General features: G+C 72.4%; 14 protein-coding genes. 4 read left to right on the top strand and 10 right to left on the bottom strand.

All coding sequences use genetic code 11. From position 1 onward, the window contains the following. Positions 1-19: 19 nt before the first annotated feature. From mnhG to hemL, 7 genes are all read right to left on the bottom strand, one after another. Positions 20-367 carry a monovalent cation/H(+) antiporter subunit G gene (gene mnhG / locus ACOKGD_RS00750; RefSeq protein ID WP_342336127.1) on the bottom strand — a complete coding sequence of 116 codons (348 nt, stop codon included), beginning with the start codon at positions 365-367 and terminating at the stop codon, positions 20-22. Next, positions 367-645, bottom strand: a complete 279-nt coding sequence (locus tag ACOKGD_RS00745; protein WP_342336126.1) for a monovalent cation/H+ antiporter complex subunit F — start codon at positions 643-645, stop codon at positions 367-369. The genes mnhG and ACOKGD_RS00745 overlap by 1 nt, the downstream gene beginning before the upstream one ends. Continuing rightward, complete coding sequence (locus ACOKGD_RS00740) at positions 642-1,193, bottom strand: Na+/H+ antiporter subunit E (RefSeq protein WP_342336125.1); 552 nt, start codon at positions 1,191-1,193, stop codon at positions 642-644. The genes ACOKGD_RS00745 and ACOKGD_RS00740 overlap by 4 nt, the downstream gene beginning before the upstream one ends. Further along, positions 1,190-2,752, bottom strand: a complete 1,563-nt coding sequence (locus tag ACOKGD_RS00735; RefSeq protein WP_342336124.1) for a Na+/H+ antiporter subunit D — start codon at positions 2,750-2,752, stop codon at positions 1,190-1,192. The genes ACOKGD_RS00740 and ACOKGD_RS00735 overlap by 4 nt, the downstream gene beginning before the upstream one ends. Further along, positions 2,749-3,288, bottom strand: a complete 540-nt coding sequence (locus ACOKGD_RS00730; protein WP_342336123.1) for a Na(+)/H(+) antiporter subunit C — start codon at positions 3,286-3,288, stop codon at positions 2,749-2,751. Before ACOKGD_RS00730 ends, ACOKGD_RS00735 begins: the two co-directional genes overlap by 4 nt. Continuing rightward, the gene (locus ACOKGD_RS00725; RefSeq protein ID WP_342336121.1) at positions 3,285-6,239 is read right to left on the bottom strand and encodes a Na+/H+ antiporter subunit A; all 2,955 of its coding nucleotides are present in this window, start codon (positions 6,237-6,239) and stop codon (positions 3,285-3,287) included. The genes ACOKGD_RS00730 and ACOKGD_RS00725 overlap by 4 nt, the downstream gene beginning before the upstream one ends. Positions 6,240-6,390: 151 nt before the next feature. Next, a complete protein-coding gene (hemL, locus tag ACOKGD_RS00720; RefSeq protein ID WP_342336120.1) occupies positions 6,391-7,713 on the bottom strand; it encodes a glutamate-1-semialdehyde 2,1-aminomutase in 1,323 nt (440 codons plus the stop codon). Between the two features lie 131 nt (positions 7,714-7,844). On the opposite strand from hemL, the gene ACOKGD_RS00715 reads away from it, so the two are divergent. Beyond that, the gene (locus ACOKGD_RS00715; protein ID WP_421355070.1) at positions 7,845-10,445 is read left to right on the top strand and encodes an alpha-L-rhamnosidase; all 2,601 of its coding nucleotides are present in this window, start codon (positions 7,845-7,847) and stop codon (positions 10,443-10,445) included. A gap of 8 nt (positions 10,446-10,453) precedes the next feature. Here the strand turns inward: ACOKGD_RS00715 and ACOKGD_RS00710 are convergent, their stop codons facing one another. After that, complete coding sequence (locus ACOKGD_RS00710) at positions 10,454-11,044, bottom strand: TetR/AcrR family transcriptional regulator (RefSeq protein ID WP_342336118.1); 591 nt, start codon at positions 11,042-11,044, stop codon at positions 10,454-10,456. Positions 11,045-11,180: 136 nt separating this feature from the next. On the opposite strand from ACOKGD_RS00710, the gene ACOKGD_RS00705 reads away from it, so the two are divergent. Both ACOKGD_RS00705 and ACOKGD_RS00700 read left to right on the top strand, forming a co-directional pair. Then, positions 11,181-12,497, top strand: a complete 1,317-nt coding sequence (locus tag ACOKGD_RS00705) for an MFS transporter (protein WP_342336117.1) — start codon at positions 11,181-11,183, stop codon at positions 12,495-12,497. Positions 12,498-12,561: 64 nt separating this feature from the next. Continuing rightward, the gene (locus ACOKGD_RS00700) at positions 12,562-13,803 is read left to right on the top strand and encodes a family 1 glycosylhydrolase (RefSeq protein ID WP_342336115.1); all 1,242 of its coding nucleotides are present in this window, start codon (positions 12,562-12,564) and stop codon (positions 13,801-13,803) included. Between the two features lie 67 nt (positions 13,804-13,870). On the opposite strand, the gene ACOKGD_RS00695 is transcribed toward ACOKGD_RS00700, so the two are convergent. Continuing rightward, the gene (locus ACOKGD_RS00695; RefSeq protein WP_342336114.1) at positions 13,871-14,644 is read right to left on the bottom strand and encodes an alpha/beta hydrolase; all 774 of its coding nucleotides are present in this window, start codon (positions 14,642-14,644) and stop codon (positions 13,871-13,873) included. A gap of 4 nt (positions 14,645-14,648) precedes the next feature. Further along, positions 14,649-15,173, bottom strand: coding sequence for a quercetin 2,3-dioxygenase (locus ACOKGD_RS00690; protein ID WP_342336113.1), 525 nt, complete (start codon positions 15,171-15,173; stop codon positions 14,649-14,651). Positions 15,174-15,293: 120 nt separating this feature from the next. On the opposite strand from ACOKGD_RS00690, the gene ACOKGD_RS00685 reads away from it, so the two are divergent. After that, complete coding sequence (locus tag ACOKGD_RS00685) at positions 15,294-16,190, top strand: LysR family transcriptional regulator (protein WP_342336112.1); 897 nt, start codon at positions 15,294-15,296, stop codon at positions 16,188-16,190. Positions 16,191-16,232 lie beyond the last annotated feature (42 nt).

The raw sequence follows: 16,232 nt of genomic DNA, 5'->3' as shown, positions 1-16,232 counted from the left end.
GCGCCCGAGGCCAGGAACCCTACGGGCCGATCTCGGGGTGGCCGGGCTCCTCGGCGAGCTCGTCGAGGACGAGCCCCTGCACGTCGCCGTTGCGATAGGCCTGGCGGCCGATCATGTGCGCGCTGAGCGGGGCGGTCGCCATCTGGATCAGGACGACCGGCACCAGCGAGAAGACCACGGTCCAGGAGCGCAGCGACAGGGCCACGGCGATGGCGATCAGCAGCAGGCCCAGCACCTGGGGCTTGGTCGCGGCGTGCAGGCGCTGCGGCACGTCGCGGAAGCGCAGCAGGCCGATCGCGGCCGTGATGCACAGCAGCGCCCCCAGCAGCACGAGCACCAGCGAGGCGGTGTCGAGGATCTCCTCCATCAGCGATCCCCCTGCTGGTCCCGTCGCGCGACGAAGCGCGCGACCGCGATGGATCCGAACACCCCGACCGCCGCGATGATCAGCATGATCGGGATCGTGCGCACGTGCTGGTTGATCGCCGCCTCGGCCCCGAGCACGCACAGCACCTCGGTGAGCAGCACGTCACTGGCGACCGCGCGATCCAGGATCGACGGGCCCACCACGATCCGGACGATCGTGAGCGCGGCGGCCACGGCGAAGGCGATCAGGATCGCCGCCAGCAGCACGGTGTCGATCATGGCGTCCCCTTCCGGATCGCGGCGAGGGCGGCCCGCGAGCCGACGGCGCGGACGATCCGCTCCTCCCAGACGAGCACGCTGCGGCGCTGCGCGTCGGCGTCCGCGCGGTCGCGCACGCCGAGCACGTGCAGGTAGAGCACGCGCGACTCGCGATCGGTCTCGACGATGAGCGAGCCGGGGATGAGCGACGCGGTGACGGCGACGTGGGTCATGATCAGGTCGTCGTCGGTGCGCAGCGGGACGCGGATGATGGCCGAGGGCGTCACGCCCGGGCCGAGCGCCTGCCAGGCCACGGTGATCGCGCCCCGCACCAGCTCGGCGAGGAACAGCACGATGAACACCAGCCCGTGCCAGAGATTCACGCGCCCCGACAGCGCCGCGGTGGGCAGGTGGAACGTGCGGGTGACGATCAGCGCGACGACCACACCGCTGAGCACGGCCAGCGCCGTGAACTGACCCCACAGCATCATCCACAGCAGGACGAGCCAGACGAAGAAGGGCAGCTGCCGCCACACGCGCGAGGCCTGGGCGCGGAGGGTGGGGCTCATGAGTCCTCCTCCACCTGGATCAGCTGGACCAGTGAGACGGGCTCGAGCAGGCCGGATCCGATCCGCTCGCAGATCTCGTAGAGGGGACCGGCGAACACGGTCAGGGCGACGGAGACGACGACCATGCCGGTCGTCGCGGCGGTCATGATGCGCGGGATCACCCGGCGCTCGCTGACCTCGTCGGCGGCGGGGGCGTTCTCGAGGTGCTGGATGCGGGCCTCGGTCTCGACCGAGTCGTCCTCCTCGCGCCAGAACGACAGGTTCCACGCGCGCATCAGGGCGTAGAGCGTCAGCAGCGAGGTGACGATGCCGCCCACGATGAGCGTGTACATCAGCGGCGTGCCGATCTGGGCGGCCGCGTCGAACAGCGCGAACTTGCCGATGAAGCCCGAGAAGGGCGGCAGGCCGCCGAGGTTCAGCGCGGGGATCAGGTACAGCGCGGCCAGCACGGGCGCGGCGCGGAACAGGCCCTTCACCTTGAGGATCGACGTGCTGCCCGCCCGGCGCTCGATGAGGCCCACGGCGAGGAACAGCGTCGTCTGCACAACGATGTGGTGCACCGTGTAGTAGACGGTGGCGCCGATCGCCGCCGGCGTCGCGATCGCGAGGCCGAACACCATGTAGCCGACGTGGCTGACGAGGGTGAACGACAGGATCCGCTTCAGCTCGGCCTGGGCGACCGCGCCCAGCACGCCGACGATCATCGTCGCGAGCGCCACGACCAGCAGCAGCGTGTTGACGTCGCTCTCGGCGAACAGCTGCGTCTCGGTGCGGATCATCGCGTAGACGCCGACCTTCGTCAGCAGGCCCGCGAACACCGCCGTGACCGGCGCGGGCGCCGTCGGGTACGAGTCGGGCAGCCAGAACGACAGCGGGAACACCGCGGCCTTCACGCCGAACGCGACGAGCAGCAGCAGGTGCAGCAGCAGCTGCACGTTCTCGGGCAGATCGACCATCCGCTCGGCGATCTGGGCCATGTTCACCGTGCCGAGCGCGCCGTAGATCACGGCGACGGCCGACAGGAACAGCACAGACGACACCAGCGAGACGACGATGTACACCACGCCCGTGCGGATGCGCGACTCGGTGCTGCCCAGCGTGATGAGCACGTACGAGGCCACCAGCAGCATCTCGAAGCCGACGTAGAGGTTGAACAGGTCGCCCGCGATGAACGCGTCGAAGATGCCGGCCGCGAGGATCAGATACGTCGGGTGGAAGATCGACACCGGCGTCTCGTCGTCGCCGTCGGCGGCGCCCTGGCCGACCGAGAAGAGCAGGACCGCCAGCAGCACGAGGCTCGACACCGCCACGAGCAGGGCCGCCAGGCGGTCGACGTAGAGCACGATCCCGAAGGGCAGCGGCCAGCCGGCGACCGACACCGCCAGCGGTGTGCCCGCGTCGACGATGAGGAACATCACGATCGCGAGCGCGAGCGTCAGGATCAGCGTGGTCACCGAGATGCTGACCTGCAGCTTGCGGCGGCGACCCGCGACGAGCGTGATCGCGGCGCCGAACAGCGGCAGGCCGACGACCAGCGGGACGAGCAGGCTGGGGGTCATTCGCGGTCCCCCTCGGGCTTGCGGTCGTCCGGCAGGTTCACCGGGGCGTCGGGCAGGAGGCCGAGGGCGTCGGCGCCGTCGATCGCGCGCAGGGGCGCGGCGACCGCGTCGACGAAGTCGGTGGGCGCCTCGACGGCGATCTCCTCGCCGAGCGCCGCCTCGGCTTCGGCGGTGCGGGTGCGCAGCGCGAGGTCCTCGGCGTCGTCCTCGACGGTGTCGGCCTGGCCCAGCTGCCAGGAGCGGTAGATGAGGGCGAGCAGGAACGCGCTGACGGCGAAGGTGATGACGATCGCCGTCAGCATCAGGGCCTGCGGCAGCGGATCGCTGTGCGCGCCCTCGTCACCCGGGTAGTCGGCCTCGCCGGCGAAGGGGGCCGTGCCGGGGAAGCCCATAACGATGAGCAGCAGCAGGTTGGTCGCGTTGCCCAGCAGCAGGAAGCCGATGAGCACCCGGGTGAGGCTGCGCTCGAGCATCGCGTAGACGCCGGCGGCGTAGAGCACGCCCATGATGATGACGAGGGTGAGGGAGACGCTCATCGTCCGCCCTCCTGCTGCGTCGAGACGGTGTCGGTGGCGGTGCTGACGCTCGCGGTGAAGCGCTCGTCCTCGCCCTTCATCTGGCGGTCGACCTCGGCGCCGAGGCTGCGCAGGACATCGAGGACGAGACCGATCACAACCAGGTAGACGCCGATGTCGAAGATGGTGGAGGTGACGAACTCGACGTGGCCGAGGATCGGCAGGTCGGCCTCCCACACGGCGCGCGTGAGCGGATCCGCCCCCAGCACGAGCGGGACGAGCGTGGTCGAGACGGCGAGGATCATGCCGCTGCCCAGCAGCCAGCCGGCGTCGGTCGGGGCCGCGACGCCGAGCTCGTACCGGCCGCCCGCGATGTAGCGCATCACGAGGGCCATGCCCGCGACGAGGCCGCCCGCGAAGCCGCCGCCCGGCAGGTTGTGGCCGGCGAAGAGCAGGTAGATCGACACCACGATGATCGTGTGGAAGAGGATCCGCACGATGACCTCGAGCACGATCGACCGCGACTCGGCGCTCATCTTCGGACCGCCGACGAGCCAGGCACGGGGATGGCCGCCGCCCTTGCCGCCACGCCCCTCCACCGCCACCGGCTGGGCGCGGGTGGCGCCGGGCAGCCCGCGGGTGAGCCGCTGCAGGGTGTCGCTGCGGTGGGTGACGAACACCAGCGAGGCGACGCCCGTGGCCGCCAGGATCAGCACCGACAGCTCGCCCATCGTGTCCCAGCCGCGCAGGTCGACCAGCGCGACGTTGACGACGTTCTTGCCGTGGCCGATCCGGTACGCCAGGTCCTCCCAGCCCTCGGAGACCGAGCGGTGCACGCGCGCGCTGGAGGCGATGACCACGAGCACGGCCATCGTCGCGCCGACGGCGATCGCCAGCAGCGCCCGCAGCACGGGGGCGGCGGTGCCGTTGTGCGCGCCCATGCGCGAGGGCAGGCGGCGCAGCACCAGCGCGAAGGCGACGAGGGTGACGGTCTCGACCAGCACCTGCGTGAGGGCGAGGTCGGGGGCGCCGATCATCGCGAACAGCGTGATCATGCCGAGTCCGGTGACCGCCACGAGCACCACGCCCGTGTAGCGCTTGCGGGCGCGCACGGCGATGATGCCCGCGCCGATCATGAGCGGGGCGACGGCGAGCTGCACGGGGTGCTGCCACGCGTCGAGCGCGATCCGCCAGTCGGGGGCCGCGAACAGCACCACGCCCTCGGCGACCACCAGCACGATGAAGATCGTGGCGACGTAGATGGGCAGCGAGCCGCGCTGGGTGACGGTGGTGACGATGACGGAGAGCCGGTCGACCCCGCGGGTGACCTCGTAGTAGACGTCGCTGGCGGTGAAGCGCAGCACGCGCCCCGTGCGGTCGAAGCCCGAGGCCAGAGCGAACCAGAGGATCAGCGCGCCGCCCGCCAGGGTCACCCCCGACAGCAGCAGCGCGGGGCCGGGGCCGTGCCAGAGCGCGAGGTGGGCGGTGTGCTCGGCGACGGGCGCGACGGCGGCCGCCGTGTCGGCGTAGGGGGCGATCGACCTGTCGAGCACGGGGGCGGCGATGCCGCCGACGAGGCTCAGGATCGAGAGGATCAGCGGCACGGCCAGGAAGCCGATCGGCGGGTCGGGCCATTCGGTCGCGGGGGCGGGTGCGCCGTCGGCACCGCGCTTGGTCCAGAACGCGCCCCACAGGAACCGCGCGCCATATGCCACGGTCAGCATGGATCCGAGCGTGATGCCGACCAGTGCCGCCATGCCCCAGCCCTCGCCGGCGCCCCAGGCCTCGAGGAACGCGGTGAACGCGCCCTCCTTGGCGAGGAAGCCGAGGGTGGGCGGCAGGCCCGCCATCGAGCCGATCGCGACGAACGAGATCACCGCCATCACGGGCGCCTGCCTGCCCACGCCCGACAGCTCGCCGATGTCACGCGTGTTCAGCTGGCGGTCGATCACACCCACCACGAGGAACAGCGCCGACTTGAAGAACGCGTGCCCGAGCAGCAGCGCCATGCCGGCGAGCGCCGCATCGCGGGTGCCGTAGCCGATCACCACCGAGATGAACCCGAGCTGGCTCACCGTGCCGAACGCGAGGATGCGCTTCAGGTCGCTCTCGCGCAGCGCCTGCACGCCGCCGAGCAGCATCGTGAAGACGCCGAGGGTGACGAGGATCGGGCGCCACGGATCCGATTCGGCGAACGTCGGCGCGAAGCGCGCGAGCAGGTAGATGCCCGCCTTCACCATCGCGGCGGCGTGGAGGTACGCGCTCACCGGGGTGGGCGCGGCCATGGCGCCGGGCAGCCAGAAGTGGAAGGGGAAGATCGCCGACTTGCTGAGCGCGCCGACCAGCAGCAGCACCAGCGCGACGTTCACCAGCGGCCCGGTGGGGGCGTCGGCGAGGATCGTGCTCATGCTGGTCGTCTCGGTGATGACCGCGAGCATCACCACGCCGATGAGCATCACCAGGCCGCCGAGGGTCGTCACCAGCAGGGCCTGCAGGGCCGCGCGGCGGCTGGCGGCACGGAGGTGGTAGTGCCCGATGAGCAGGTAGGACAGGACGCTGGTGATCTCCCAGAACATCGCGAGCACCACGATGTCGTCGGTCAGCACCAGGCCGTACATCGCTCCGGCGAAGGCGAGCAGCACGCTCGAGAACCCTCCGAGGCCCTCGGTCTTGCCGCGGAAGTACCAGCGGCAGTAGAGCATCACCAGGGCGCCGACGCCGCTCACAACGAGGGCCATGATCCAGCCGAGCGTGTCCATCCGCATCGAGATCTCGATGCCGAGGGGGCGGATCCACTCATATGCCGAGAACGGGATGTCCCCGCTCAGCACCCGGCCGCCGGACCAGGCGGCGTGCAGGAAGGCGGCGAGCGGGAAGAGCGCTCCGACGTAGAACACCCGCGCGCCGAGCGGCTTCGCGAGCACCGTCAGGATCAGGGACCCTGCGGCGAACGAAAACAGGAGAGGCAGCATGGGCGTCTCCTCGGGCTCGTCGAACGCGGCGGCTCAGGCAGGCGGAAAGTGTCCCGCCAGTCTACGCGGGGAGTTCTGCCCGCGGGCCCCGTGGGCCCGAATCCGTCGCCCACGCCGCGGAATCCGGGGCGTGTCGCGACGGCGGCGCGCGTCAGCCCTGTGCGGCCGCCGCGGCCCGGGCCGCGGCCGGGAGCGCGTCGGCGATGCGGCCCAGCACCGCGTCGTCGTGCGCGGCGGTGAGGAACCACGCCTCGAACACGCTCGGCGGCAGCGAGACGCCCGCGTCGAGCATGGCGTGGAAGAACGGGCCGTACCGGAACGAGGCCTGCGCCTTGGCGGCGGGGTAGTCGCGGGGCGCCTCGGCGGCGAAGACCGGGTTGAACAGGCTGCCGGCGCTCGAGATCGCGTGCTCGACGCCCTCCGCGGCGAGCGCGGCGGAGACCAGCTCGGCCACGCGGGCGGCGTTCGCGTCGACGGCGGCGTACACCTCGGGTGTGGCCAGCCGCAGGGTCGCGAGGCCGGCGGCGACCGAGAGCGGGTTCCCCGAGAGGGTGCCCGCTTGGTAGACCGGGCCGACCGGCGCGAGCTGGCTCATGACCTCGGCCCTGCCGCCGAGCGCCGCGAGCGGCATGCCGCCGCCGATGACCTTGCCGAAGGTGATGATGTCGGGCTCGTACAGCTCGCCGCCCTCGACCTGCAGGCCCCAGAAGCCGGCCGGGCCGACGCGGAATCCGGTGAGCACCTCGTCGAGGATCAGCAGCGCGCCGTGCTCGTGCGCGATCGCCGCGAGGCCCTGGTTGTAGCCGGCGGCGGGTCGCACAACGCCCATGTTGGCGGGGGCGGCCTCGACGATGATCGCCGCGATGCGGTCGCCGAGCTCGGCGAAGATCTCGCGCACCGCGTCGAGGTCGCCGTAGGGGGCGACGAGCGTCTGGGCGGCGATGGGCGCGGGAACACCGGCGGTGCCCGGCAGGGCGAGCGTCGCGAGGCCCGATCCGGCCGACGCGAGGAGGCCGTCCGAGTGGCCGTGGTAGTTGCCGTCGAACTTGATGAGCAGGTCGCGGCCGGTCACCCCGCGCGCGAGGCGGATCGCGGTCATGGTGGCCTCGGTGCCCGTGGACACCAGACGCACCTGCTCGATGGGGCGCAGCCCCCCGGCGGTCACCCGCTGGGCCACGACGTCGGCGAGCTCTACCTCGCCCTCGGTCGGGGCGCCGAACGAGAGCCCGCGGGTGGCAGCCTCCCTCACCGCCTCGACGACCTCCGGGTGCGCGTGGCCGAGCAGCGCCGGGCCCCACGAGGCGACCAGGTCGACGTACTCGCGCCCCGCCGCGTCCGTGATGTACGGGCCGCGCGCCGACTGCACGAAGCGCGGCGTGCCGCCGACGGATCCGTACGCGCGCACGGGCGAGTTCACGCCGCCCGGGATGACCTCGCGGGCGTGGGCGAACAGGGTGTCGTTGCGATCGGCCATGGTTCCATTGTCTCGCGTCGCGCCTGGACGGATCCGCCCGATGTCGAGCGCATCGCGTCGGGTGGGGTGAAAATATGTTGCCTTTCATGTTTTCAGGTAGCCTGACGATCCAGGCAGCAAGGGAGCACCCGATGATCACCGTCGACCGGATCACGATCGAGCACCACTCCGAACCGCTCGGGATCGGCGAGGCCACACCGCGCCTGTCCTGGGTCACGGGCGCCGAAACACCCGGATGGCGTCAGGCGGCGTACGAGGTCGAGGCCGGCGGCGCCACGACCGGACGGGTCGAGTCGACCGACCAGGTGCTTGTGGCCTGGCCCTTCGCGCCGCTCGCCAGCCGGCAGCGCCAGGAGGTGCGTGTGCGCGTGTGGGGAGCGGAGGGATCGTCCTCGGCCTGGAGCGCGCCCGTGCCGGTCGAGGCGGGTCTGCTCGATCCGGCCCTCTGGACCGCGCGCATGATCTCGCCCACCCTGCCGCCGGCGGGCGAGGGAGGAGAGCCCGCGGCCCTGCTGCGCGGCGAGGTCGAGGTGCCGGCAGACGTGGTGCGCGCACGACTGCGCGCCACCGCGCACGGCGTCATGGCGCTCAGCCTCAACGGCGCCCCGGTCGGCGACGACGTGCTCCACCCCGGCTGGACCACCTACGCCCGGCGGCTGCGCTACCGCACCTGGGATGTCACGGAGGCACTGCGCCCCGGGGCCAACGCGATCGGCGTGCACCTCGCGGACGGATGGTTCCGCGGCTACCTGGGCTTCGGCGGCCGGCGCGACGTCTACGGCGATCGGACGGCCGCGCTCGTCCAGCTCGAGGTGACGCTCGCCGACGGCTCGGTCCGCACGTACGGCACCGACGAGGGCTGGCGCTCGACGCTGGGGCCGCTCACGCGGGCGGACCTGTACGGGGGCGAGACCTACGACGCCCGCCGCGAGCGCCGCGGCTGGGACACCCCGGGATTCGACGACGCCGACTGGGACGCGGTCGCGGTTGTGCCCTACGACGCCGCCACGCTGGTGGCCCCCGACGGCCCGCCGGTCCGACGCGTCGAGACGCTGACCCCGGTCGAGACGATCGCCACGCCATCGGGCCGCACGATCCTCGACTTCGGCCAGAACCTCGTCGGGCGCCTGCGCGTGCGGGTGCCCCGCGCCGCGGCCGGCACGGCGATCACCCTGCGCCACGCCGAGGTGCTCGAGCACGGCGAGCTGGGCACGCGCCCCCTGCGCGCGGCGGACGCGACCGACGAGATCGTCAGCGACGGCACCGCGTTCACGTACGAGCCGGCCTTCACCTTCCACGGCTTCCGCTACGCGGAGGTGACGGGGTGGCCCGGCGAGCTCGACCCCACGGCGTTCGTCGCGGTCGTCACGCACACCGACATGCGCCGGACGGGCACGTTCGCCGCATCCGATCCGCTCCTGAGCCGGCTGCACGAGAACGTCGTGTGGGGGATGCGAGGCAACTTCCTCGACGTGCCCACCGACTGCCCCCAGCGCGACGAGCGGCTCGGCTGGACGGGTGACCTCCAGGTGTTCGCCCCCACCGCCGCCTACCTGTACGACACCGGCGGGATGCTGGCCGGCTGGCTCAAGGATCTCGCGGCCGACCAGTTCGACGACGGGAACGTGCCCGTGTACGTGCCGTGGTTCGTTGCCGACGAGAAGATGCCGCCGCTCGATGCCGAGGCCGGCTGGGGCGACGCGGCGACCGTCGTGCCGTGGACGCTGTACGAGCGATACGGCGACGCGGGTGTGCTGCGCCGCCAGTGGAGGTCCATGAAGGCCTGGACCGACCGCTTCGCCGCCCGGGGCGGGCCCGAGCTCGCGTTCGCGTCGGGCTTCTCGTTCGGCGACTGGCTGGACGCCGCCGCGCCCGACGACCAGCCGTGGGCCGCCCGACTGCCGTGGCAGCCGGTCGCGGTCGCCTACCTCGCACAGTCGGCCCGGATCATGCGCGACGCCGCGGCGGTGCTGGACGAGCCCGGGGACGAGGCCCGGTACGAGGCTCTGTTCGAGCGCGCCCGGGCCCGCTTCCGCGACGAATACCTGACGCCCTCGGGGCGCGCGGCGTTCGCCTCGCAGACGGCCTACGCCCTCGCGATCCGGTTCGACCTGCTCGATGAGGCCCAGCGGGCGCATGCGGGCGAGCTGCTGGCGCAGCAGGTGCTCGCCGACGGGTTCCGGATCGGATCCGGGTTCCTCGGCACACCACACGTGTGCGACGCGCTGGCCGACACCGGAAACGGCGCCGCGGCGTGGGAGCTGCTGATGCAGCGCGAGTGCCCCTCCTGGCTCTACGCCGTGACGATGGGGGCGACGACGATCTGGGAGCGGTGGAACTCGATGCTGCCCGACGGCAGCATCAACCCGGGCGACATGACGTCGTTCAACCACTACGCCCTGGGGGCCGTCGCCGACTTCCTGCAGCGCCGCGTCGCGGGCCTGGCCCCTGCCGCGCCCGCCTACCGCCGCATCCGCGTGGCGCCCCTGCCGTCACCGCACCTCACGTGGGCGTCGACCACTCACGAGACGCCGTACGGCTCCGCCGCGGTCGGCTGGACCCTGGAGGGCGAGGCGTTCTCGCTCGTGGTGACCATCCCGCCGTCGACCGAGGCCGAGGTGCTGCTGCCGGACGGATCGGATCCGGTGACGATCGGCTCGGGAACCCACACGTTCTCCTGCCGCTTCCTCGCCCCGCAGCCGCCGGCGCCGTCCGTCGCCTTCGCGCACTGACGGACGGGTCACAGCGGGTCGGTGAGGAACCCGCTGATCGTGCGCGCGCTGTCTTCGGCGATGTCCACGTCGAGGCCGTCGAGCCACAGCAGCTGCAGCCCCTCGATCGAGGCCAGGGAGCTGATCGCCGCGCGCCGGGGGTCGACGCCCTCGCGCAGGCCGCCGTCCGCGCGCACCTGCTCGTAAGCGACGGTGACGGCGTCGGCGATCACCGCGAAGCGCTGCGTGAAGTACTCGTGAGCCGGGTGGTCCGGGTCCGTGGCCTCGGCGGCCAGGATCGTGTAGAGCTGGACGACGCCGCGCTGGCCGCGCTGCGTGCGCGAGATCTCGACCATGGCCTTCAGGAAGTCGCGTCCGTGCTTCCCCTCGAGCATCCCCTGGGCGGCCGCGTCACGACGCTCGAGCACCGCGCGCAGCAGCGCCATCTTGCCGCCCGCGAAGTGGTGCAGCACGCCGGTCTGCGTGATCCCGACGACGCGCGCGATCTCGTTCACCGAGCTCGCGGAGTAGCCGTTCTTCGAGAACACCTCCAGCGCCGCATCGAGGATCTGGGTGCGCCGCTCGGCGGTCTTGCGGTACTCGCCACGGGGCCCTGCCATAACAGCACCGTATCAACCATCGGCGAAAACATTGCTGCCTCCATGTTTTCGTGTTAGCGTCCACGCAACCCGCTCCCGCGGGATCCCGACTCACAAGGCGCGGCCGCACCCACGGCCGCCGGCAAGGAAGCCAGCCATGAACACCCCCGAATCGGCCGCCCCGACGGCCCCGTCGCTCGTCACGGCCCCGGTCGCCGAGCCCACGCCGACCGCGCTGTTCCGACAGAACCTGCGACCGCGCCGCGGCTTCGTCTTCTTCCTGGTCCTCGCGATGGTCGGCGCCGCCGCGGCCCAGATGTCCGCGGCGCTGCTGACGCTCACGCTCAAGGCGACCGAGATCGACGCCGCCACCGCGACGACCACCATCTCGATCTCGAGCGGGATCGCCGGAGTGCTCACGCTCATCGCACTGCCGGTCTTCGGCACGCTCAGCGACCGGTCGCGGTCGAAGTTCGGCCGTCGCCGTCCGTTCCTCGTGCTGGGCGCCATCGCGTTCGCCGTCGGTGCCGTGCTGCTCGTCACGGCGCCGAACGTGCCGGTCTTCGTGCTCGCGCACCTGCTGATCACGACGGGCTTCGTCATCGCGAGCGTCACCGTGATCGCGCTGCTCACCGATCAGCTCCCCGCCGACCGACGCGGCGTCGCCACGGCGCTGACCAGCATGGCCACCCCGATCGGCGCGCTGTTCGGCATGGCCGTGTCTGTGCCCTTCGGCGCGCAGCTCGTGCCGCTGGTGGGCATCCCGACCGCGCTGGCCGTCGTGGGCATGCTGCTGCTGGCGCTCGTCGTCCACGACCCCAAGTTCGACTTCCCCCAGCCGCGGTTCGACTTCGGCTCCCTGGTGAAGATGTTCTGGGTGAACCCGATCGCGCACCCGAGCTTCGCGTGGATCTTCACGAGCCGCATGCTCGTGTTCTCCGGCGTCGCGGCGCTGAACGGCTACCAGGCGATCTACCTGCTGCAGAAGCTCCACCTCGACCCCGCGGGCCTCGGCGGCTCGATCCTGCTCACCGTGGTCGTCAACCTGGGCGCCACGCTGCTGGCGGCCCCCGCCATCGGCAAGCTGAGCGACAAGCTCGGCGTGCGCAAGCCGTTCGTCCTGATCGCCGCGGTGATCCTGGCCGTCGGCCTCGTGCTCGCCTCGAACGCTCCCGACTTCGGCTTCTACCTCGTCGCCTGCGCCGTGGTCGGCCTCGGGCAGGGTGTGTACTTCTCGGTCGAGCTCGTGCTGGCCACCCAGGTGCTGCCGGACCCCGACAACCCCGCGAAGGACCTCGGCATCCTCAAGATCGCCGACAACCTGCCGGTCACGATCGTGGCGGCCATCGCGCCGGCGCTGCTCGCGATCGGGGCGGGCGCGGCGGGCCCGAACTTCTCGGCGCTGTTCATCGCGGGCGCGCTGGCCGCGACCGCCGGCGGGCTGGTCATCCTGTTCGTCCGCAGCGCTCGCTGACCGCACCGGGCGGCCGCCCTCCGAGGCGGCCGCCCTCTCCCCCTCCGACACCGAAAGCAGGATCATGACCTCCTTCCCCGACGACTTCCTCTGGGGCGTCGCCACGGCCGGCCACCAGAACGAGGGCGCCAACGTGCACTCGGACATCTGGTTCCTCGAGCACACGACGCCGACGCTGTTCCGCGAGCCCTCGGGCGACGCGTGCCGCGGCTACGACCTGTTCGAGAGCGACCAGGACCTGGTCGCGGCCCGGGGTCTGAACGCCCTGCGCTTCTCCGTCGAGTGGGCGCGCATCGAGCCCCAGCGCGGCGTAGTGGTCGAGCGCGAGCTCGACCACTACGAGCGCGTCGTCGACGCGGCGCTCGAGCGCGGCCTCGCCCCGCTGGTCACGCTCAATCACTTCGCCGCCCCCCACTGGTTCTCGGCCGCGGGCTCGTGGCTCGCGCCGGATGCGGCCGACCTGTTCGCGGCGCAGGCCGATCGCGTCGTCGCGCGGCTCGGCGACCGCCTCGCCTCGGTGGTCACGATCAACGAGCCGAACCTCGAGCAGCTGCTGCAGGCGGGCGGGAAGCTCCCGCCCATCGCCGAGCAGATCAAGCAGGACATGCTGGCCTCCGCCGCCCGCGCCGCGGGGAGCGCCCGCTACTACGCGTCCAACGTCATCCCGGCGCACGCGCAGGCCGACTTCCAGGAGGCCTTCACGACCGCCCACCGGGCGGCCGTCGCGGCGGCGAAGGCGCAGCGGGGCGACCTGCCCGTCGGCCTCTCGATCGCGATCGCCGACGACGTCGCCCTCCCCGGCGGCGAGCACCACCGCGACGCCCGCCGGGCCGCCGTCTACGACCACTGGCTCGACGTGGCGCGCGAGGACGACTTCATCGGCGTGCAGAACTACGAGCGCTTCACGTTCGACGCCGACGGCGAGGTCGCAATCGACGGCCCGCGCAACGGCATGGGCTCCGTCATCGAGCCGGGGGCGCTCGCCGGCGCGGTGCGCTACGCGTACCAGCGCTCGGGTGTTCCGGTGCTGGTGACCGAGCACGGCATCCAGACCGACGACGACACCCAGCGCGCCGCATTCATCCCGGCCGCGCTGGCCGAGCTCGAGCGCGAGATCGCGTCGGGCACCCCCGCGCTCGGCTACTGCCACTGGACGCTGATGGACAACTTCGAGTGGATCTTCGGCTACGGCCCGAAGCTCGGCCTCGTCGCGGTCGACCGCGAGACGTTCGCACGCACTCCCAAGCCGAGCTTCGACGCCTACGCGGCGGCCGTGCGCGAGGCCCGGGCGGTCACGGTCCGCTGACGGCACGGGAAAGGGCCGGTCGCCGTCGGCGACCGGCCCTTTCCCGTGCGCGGTGCGGCGGGGCCTGTCAGGCGGTGACCCGACGGGCGAACGCGAGCGCCGGATCCATCACCGCGGCAGGATCGGCGACGCCCCGCCACATGTGGCCCGCGCCCGGCACGAGCGTCAGGGTGCTCTCGACGCCCTGGGCCCGCAGCGCCTCGTGCAGCGCCTCGCTCTGGGCCGGGGGCACGAGGTCGTCCGCGTCGCCGTGCGCGATGTGGAACGGCGGCGCCTCGGCATGCGCCCGGCGGGCGGGGCTCGCGGCGCGGGCGAGGTCGGTGTGCTCCGGGATCGGACCGCCGACGAGCGACTCCTCGCGGGTCGGCCGCTCGTCGTCCGGTCCGGGCGCCGGGAAGGCGATCAGGTCGGAAGGCCCGTACCAGTCCACAACGCCGCGCACCCCTCGCTGCCGGTCGAGGCCCGCGAGCGCGGAGAGATGGCCGCCGGCCGACTCGCCCCACAGCACCATCCGGGTCGCGTCGAGCCCGTGCTCCGGCCCGTGCGCGCGCACCCAGGCGAGAGCCGCGCGCACGTCGTCGAGCTGCGCAGGGAAGACCGCCTCCCCCGTCAGCCGATAGTCGATCGACACCACCGCGAATCCCGCGGCGCGGATCAGATCGAAGCCCCGCGCCGCGGGGAACGTGGGGACGAACGTGCGGCGGTCGCCGACGCGCCAGCCGCCGCCGTGCACGAACACGACGACCGGATGAGGCCCCGCTCCCTCCGGCGACAGCACGTCGAGCGCGAGCGGCCGGAAGCCCGGCACGACGGAGAAGGGGACGTCGCGCAGGTCCGTCATGCGGTCAGTCCCACAGCTCGTAGCCCGGCACGAAGTTGACGTCGTGGAGGGCCCCCTGCTGCGCCATGAACTCGGGCGTGGGGATGTGGAAGTCGGCCGGATCGGGGATGCCGGCCTTGTCGGTCGGGCGGCCGACCGCCCGGAAGAAGTCGGAGAACCCGGCGCTCGTGACGCCGAAGATGCGGCCGGTCTTCACGATCCGGTACGAGTGGATGCAGTCCTTCGGCACGTATCCGAACCCGCCGGCCTCGAGCACACGCGTCTCGCGGAAGCCGTTGCGGTCGTCGATCCACAGCTGGATCGCGCCGTCCACGACGAAGAAGGTCTCGTGCGTCAGCGCGTGGAAGTGGGGCGGCACCGGGCGGCCCGGGTTGCCGTCGGTGAAGAACGCATCGAACTGGCCGTCGGTCTGCGGCCGCGTCGTGACCAGCGTGAACAGCTGGTCGAACATCACGAGCTTGTCCCCCTCGACCTGGTCGAGGAAGTAGGGAGCGGGCGCGGCGGGCAGTGCGGACGGGATGTCGGTCACGGCAACCTCCTTGTTGCGAAGAGACGATCGGCGCCGCGGGCGCGGGCCCCATCCAGCCTCGCCGGGCCGGCGGCGCGCCTCCACGACCGGTCCGCGAACGAGCATGAGGCGGAGCCTAAGATGGCGCTTGTGAACGTCACGGCGGCGCAGGTGCGGTACTTCGTCGCGGTCGCCGACGAGCTGCATTTCGGCCGCGCGGCCGAGCGCCTGCGGATCGCGGCGCCGTCGCTCAGCCAGCAGATCGCGCGCCTCGAGCGCACGCTCGGCGCGCAGCTGTTCGAGCGCGGCCCTCGCAGCGTCGCGCTCACGGCGGCCGGCCGCGAGCTGCTGCCCCTCGCCCGAGAGGCCGAGCGCACCCATCGCGCGGTCGACAGGTGGCGGCCCGGCAGCGATGCGGCGGCCCTTCTCCGTGTCGGCGTCGTCGCCGCGGGCGCGGGCAGCGTCACCACGCGGATCCTGCGCGAGGTCGTCGAGACCCAGCCGCGCGTCCGGGTCGAGCTCGTGCGCCTGGCGTTCTTCGAGGGGGCGGGAAGCCTCCGGCGGGGCGACGTGGATGTCGTGATCGGCCCGGCCGAGGAGGCGGCCGGCGAGGGCATCCTGGCCGAGCCGCTCGCGGACGAGGCCCGTGTGCTCGTGATGCCGGCGGATCATCCGCTCGCGTCCCGCGCGTCGATCTCGATCACCGAGACCGACGACCTCGGCTTCGTCACGATCGGCGACGTGCCCCCGCCCGTGCGCGACTGGTGGCTCGTGGATCCGCGCCCGAGCGGCGCCCGCCCCCGCGTGGTGGCCCAGGCGGACGGCGTCGAGGGGCTCATGGAGCTGTGCGCGGCGGGCATCGGCGTCAACATCGCCGCCGCGTCCGCCGAGACGCACTACCGGCGCGACGACCTCGCGTTCGTGCCGATCCACGACATCCCTCCCGCGCGCATCGACCTGTCGTGGCGGGAGGGCCACGTCGCCGACGCCGTGGCGGCCTTCCTCGCCGTCGCACGGACCGTGCGCGGCCAGGACTGAGCGCATCCGGGCGGGCGTCGGCGCCCGCGGGCCCTAGCCTTG

The sequence above is a fragment of the Microbacterium phosphatis genome, from assembly GCF_049177115.1.
Classification (GTDB): Bacteria; Actinomycetota; Actinomycetes; order Actinomycetales; family Microbacteriaceae; genus Microbacterium; species Microbacterium phosphatis.
The sequence above is the reverse complement of the archived record's forward strand: the minus strand, read 5'-3'. Positions and strand labels throughout refer to the sequence as shown.

Bases quoted from the DNA above. Each gene is read 5' to 3' on its own strand.
- mnhG (WP_342336127.1), bottom strand. From the start codon at position 367: ATGGAGGAGATCCTCGACACCGCCTCGCTGGTGCTCGTGCTGCTGGGG.
- ACOKGD_RS00745 (WP_342336126.1), bottom strand. From the start codon at position 645: ATGATCGACACCGTGCTGCTGGCGGCGATCCTGATCGCCTTCGCCGTG.
- ACOKGD_RS00740 (WP_342336125.1), bottom strand. From the start codon at position 1,193: ATGAGCCCCACCCTCCGCGCCCAGGCCTCGCGCGTGTGGCGGCAGCTG.
- ACOKGD_RS00735 (WP_342336124.1), bottom strand. From the start codon at position 2,752: ATGACCCCCAGCCTGCTCGTCCCGCTGGTCGTCGGCCTGCCGCTGTTC.
- ACOKGD_RS00730 (WP_342336123.1), bottom strand. From the start codon at position 3,288: ATGAGCGTCTCCCTCACCCTCGTCATCATCATGGGCGTGCTCTACGCC.
- ACOKGD_RS00725 (WP_342336121.1), bottom strand. From the start codon at position 6,239: ATGCTGCCTCTCCTGTTTTCGTTCGCCGCAGGGTCCCTGATCCTGACG.
- hemL (WP_342336120.1), bottom strand. From the start codon at position 7,713: ATGGCCGATCGCAACGACACCCTGTTCGCCCACGCCCGCGAGGTCATC.
- ACOKGD_RS00715 (WP_421355070.1), top strand. From the start codon at position 7,845: ATGATCACCGTCGACCGGATCACGATCGAGCACCACTCCGAACCGCTC.
- ACOKGD_RS00710 (WP_342336118.1), bottom strand. From the start codon at position 11,044: ATGGCAGGGCCCCGTGGCGAGTACCGCAAGACCGCCGAGCGGCGCACC.
- ACOKGD_RS00705 (WP_342336117.1), top strand. From the start codon at position 11,181: ATGAACACCCCCGAATCGGCCGCCCCGACGGCCCCGTCGCTCGTCACG.
- ACOKGD_RS00700 (WP_342336115.1), top strand. From the start codon at position 12,562: ATGACCTCCTTCCCCGACGACTTCCTCTGGGGCGTCGCCACGGCCGGC.
- ACOKGD_RS00695 (WP_342336114.1), bottom strand. From the start codon at position 14,644: ATGACGGACCTGCGCGACGTCCCCTTCTCCGTCGTGCCGGGCTTCCGG.
- ACOKGD_RS00685 (WP_342336112.1), top strand. From the start codon at position 15,294: ATGGCGCTTGTGAACGTCACGGCGGCGCAGGTGCGGTACTTCGTCGCG.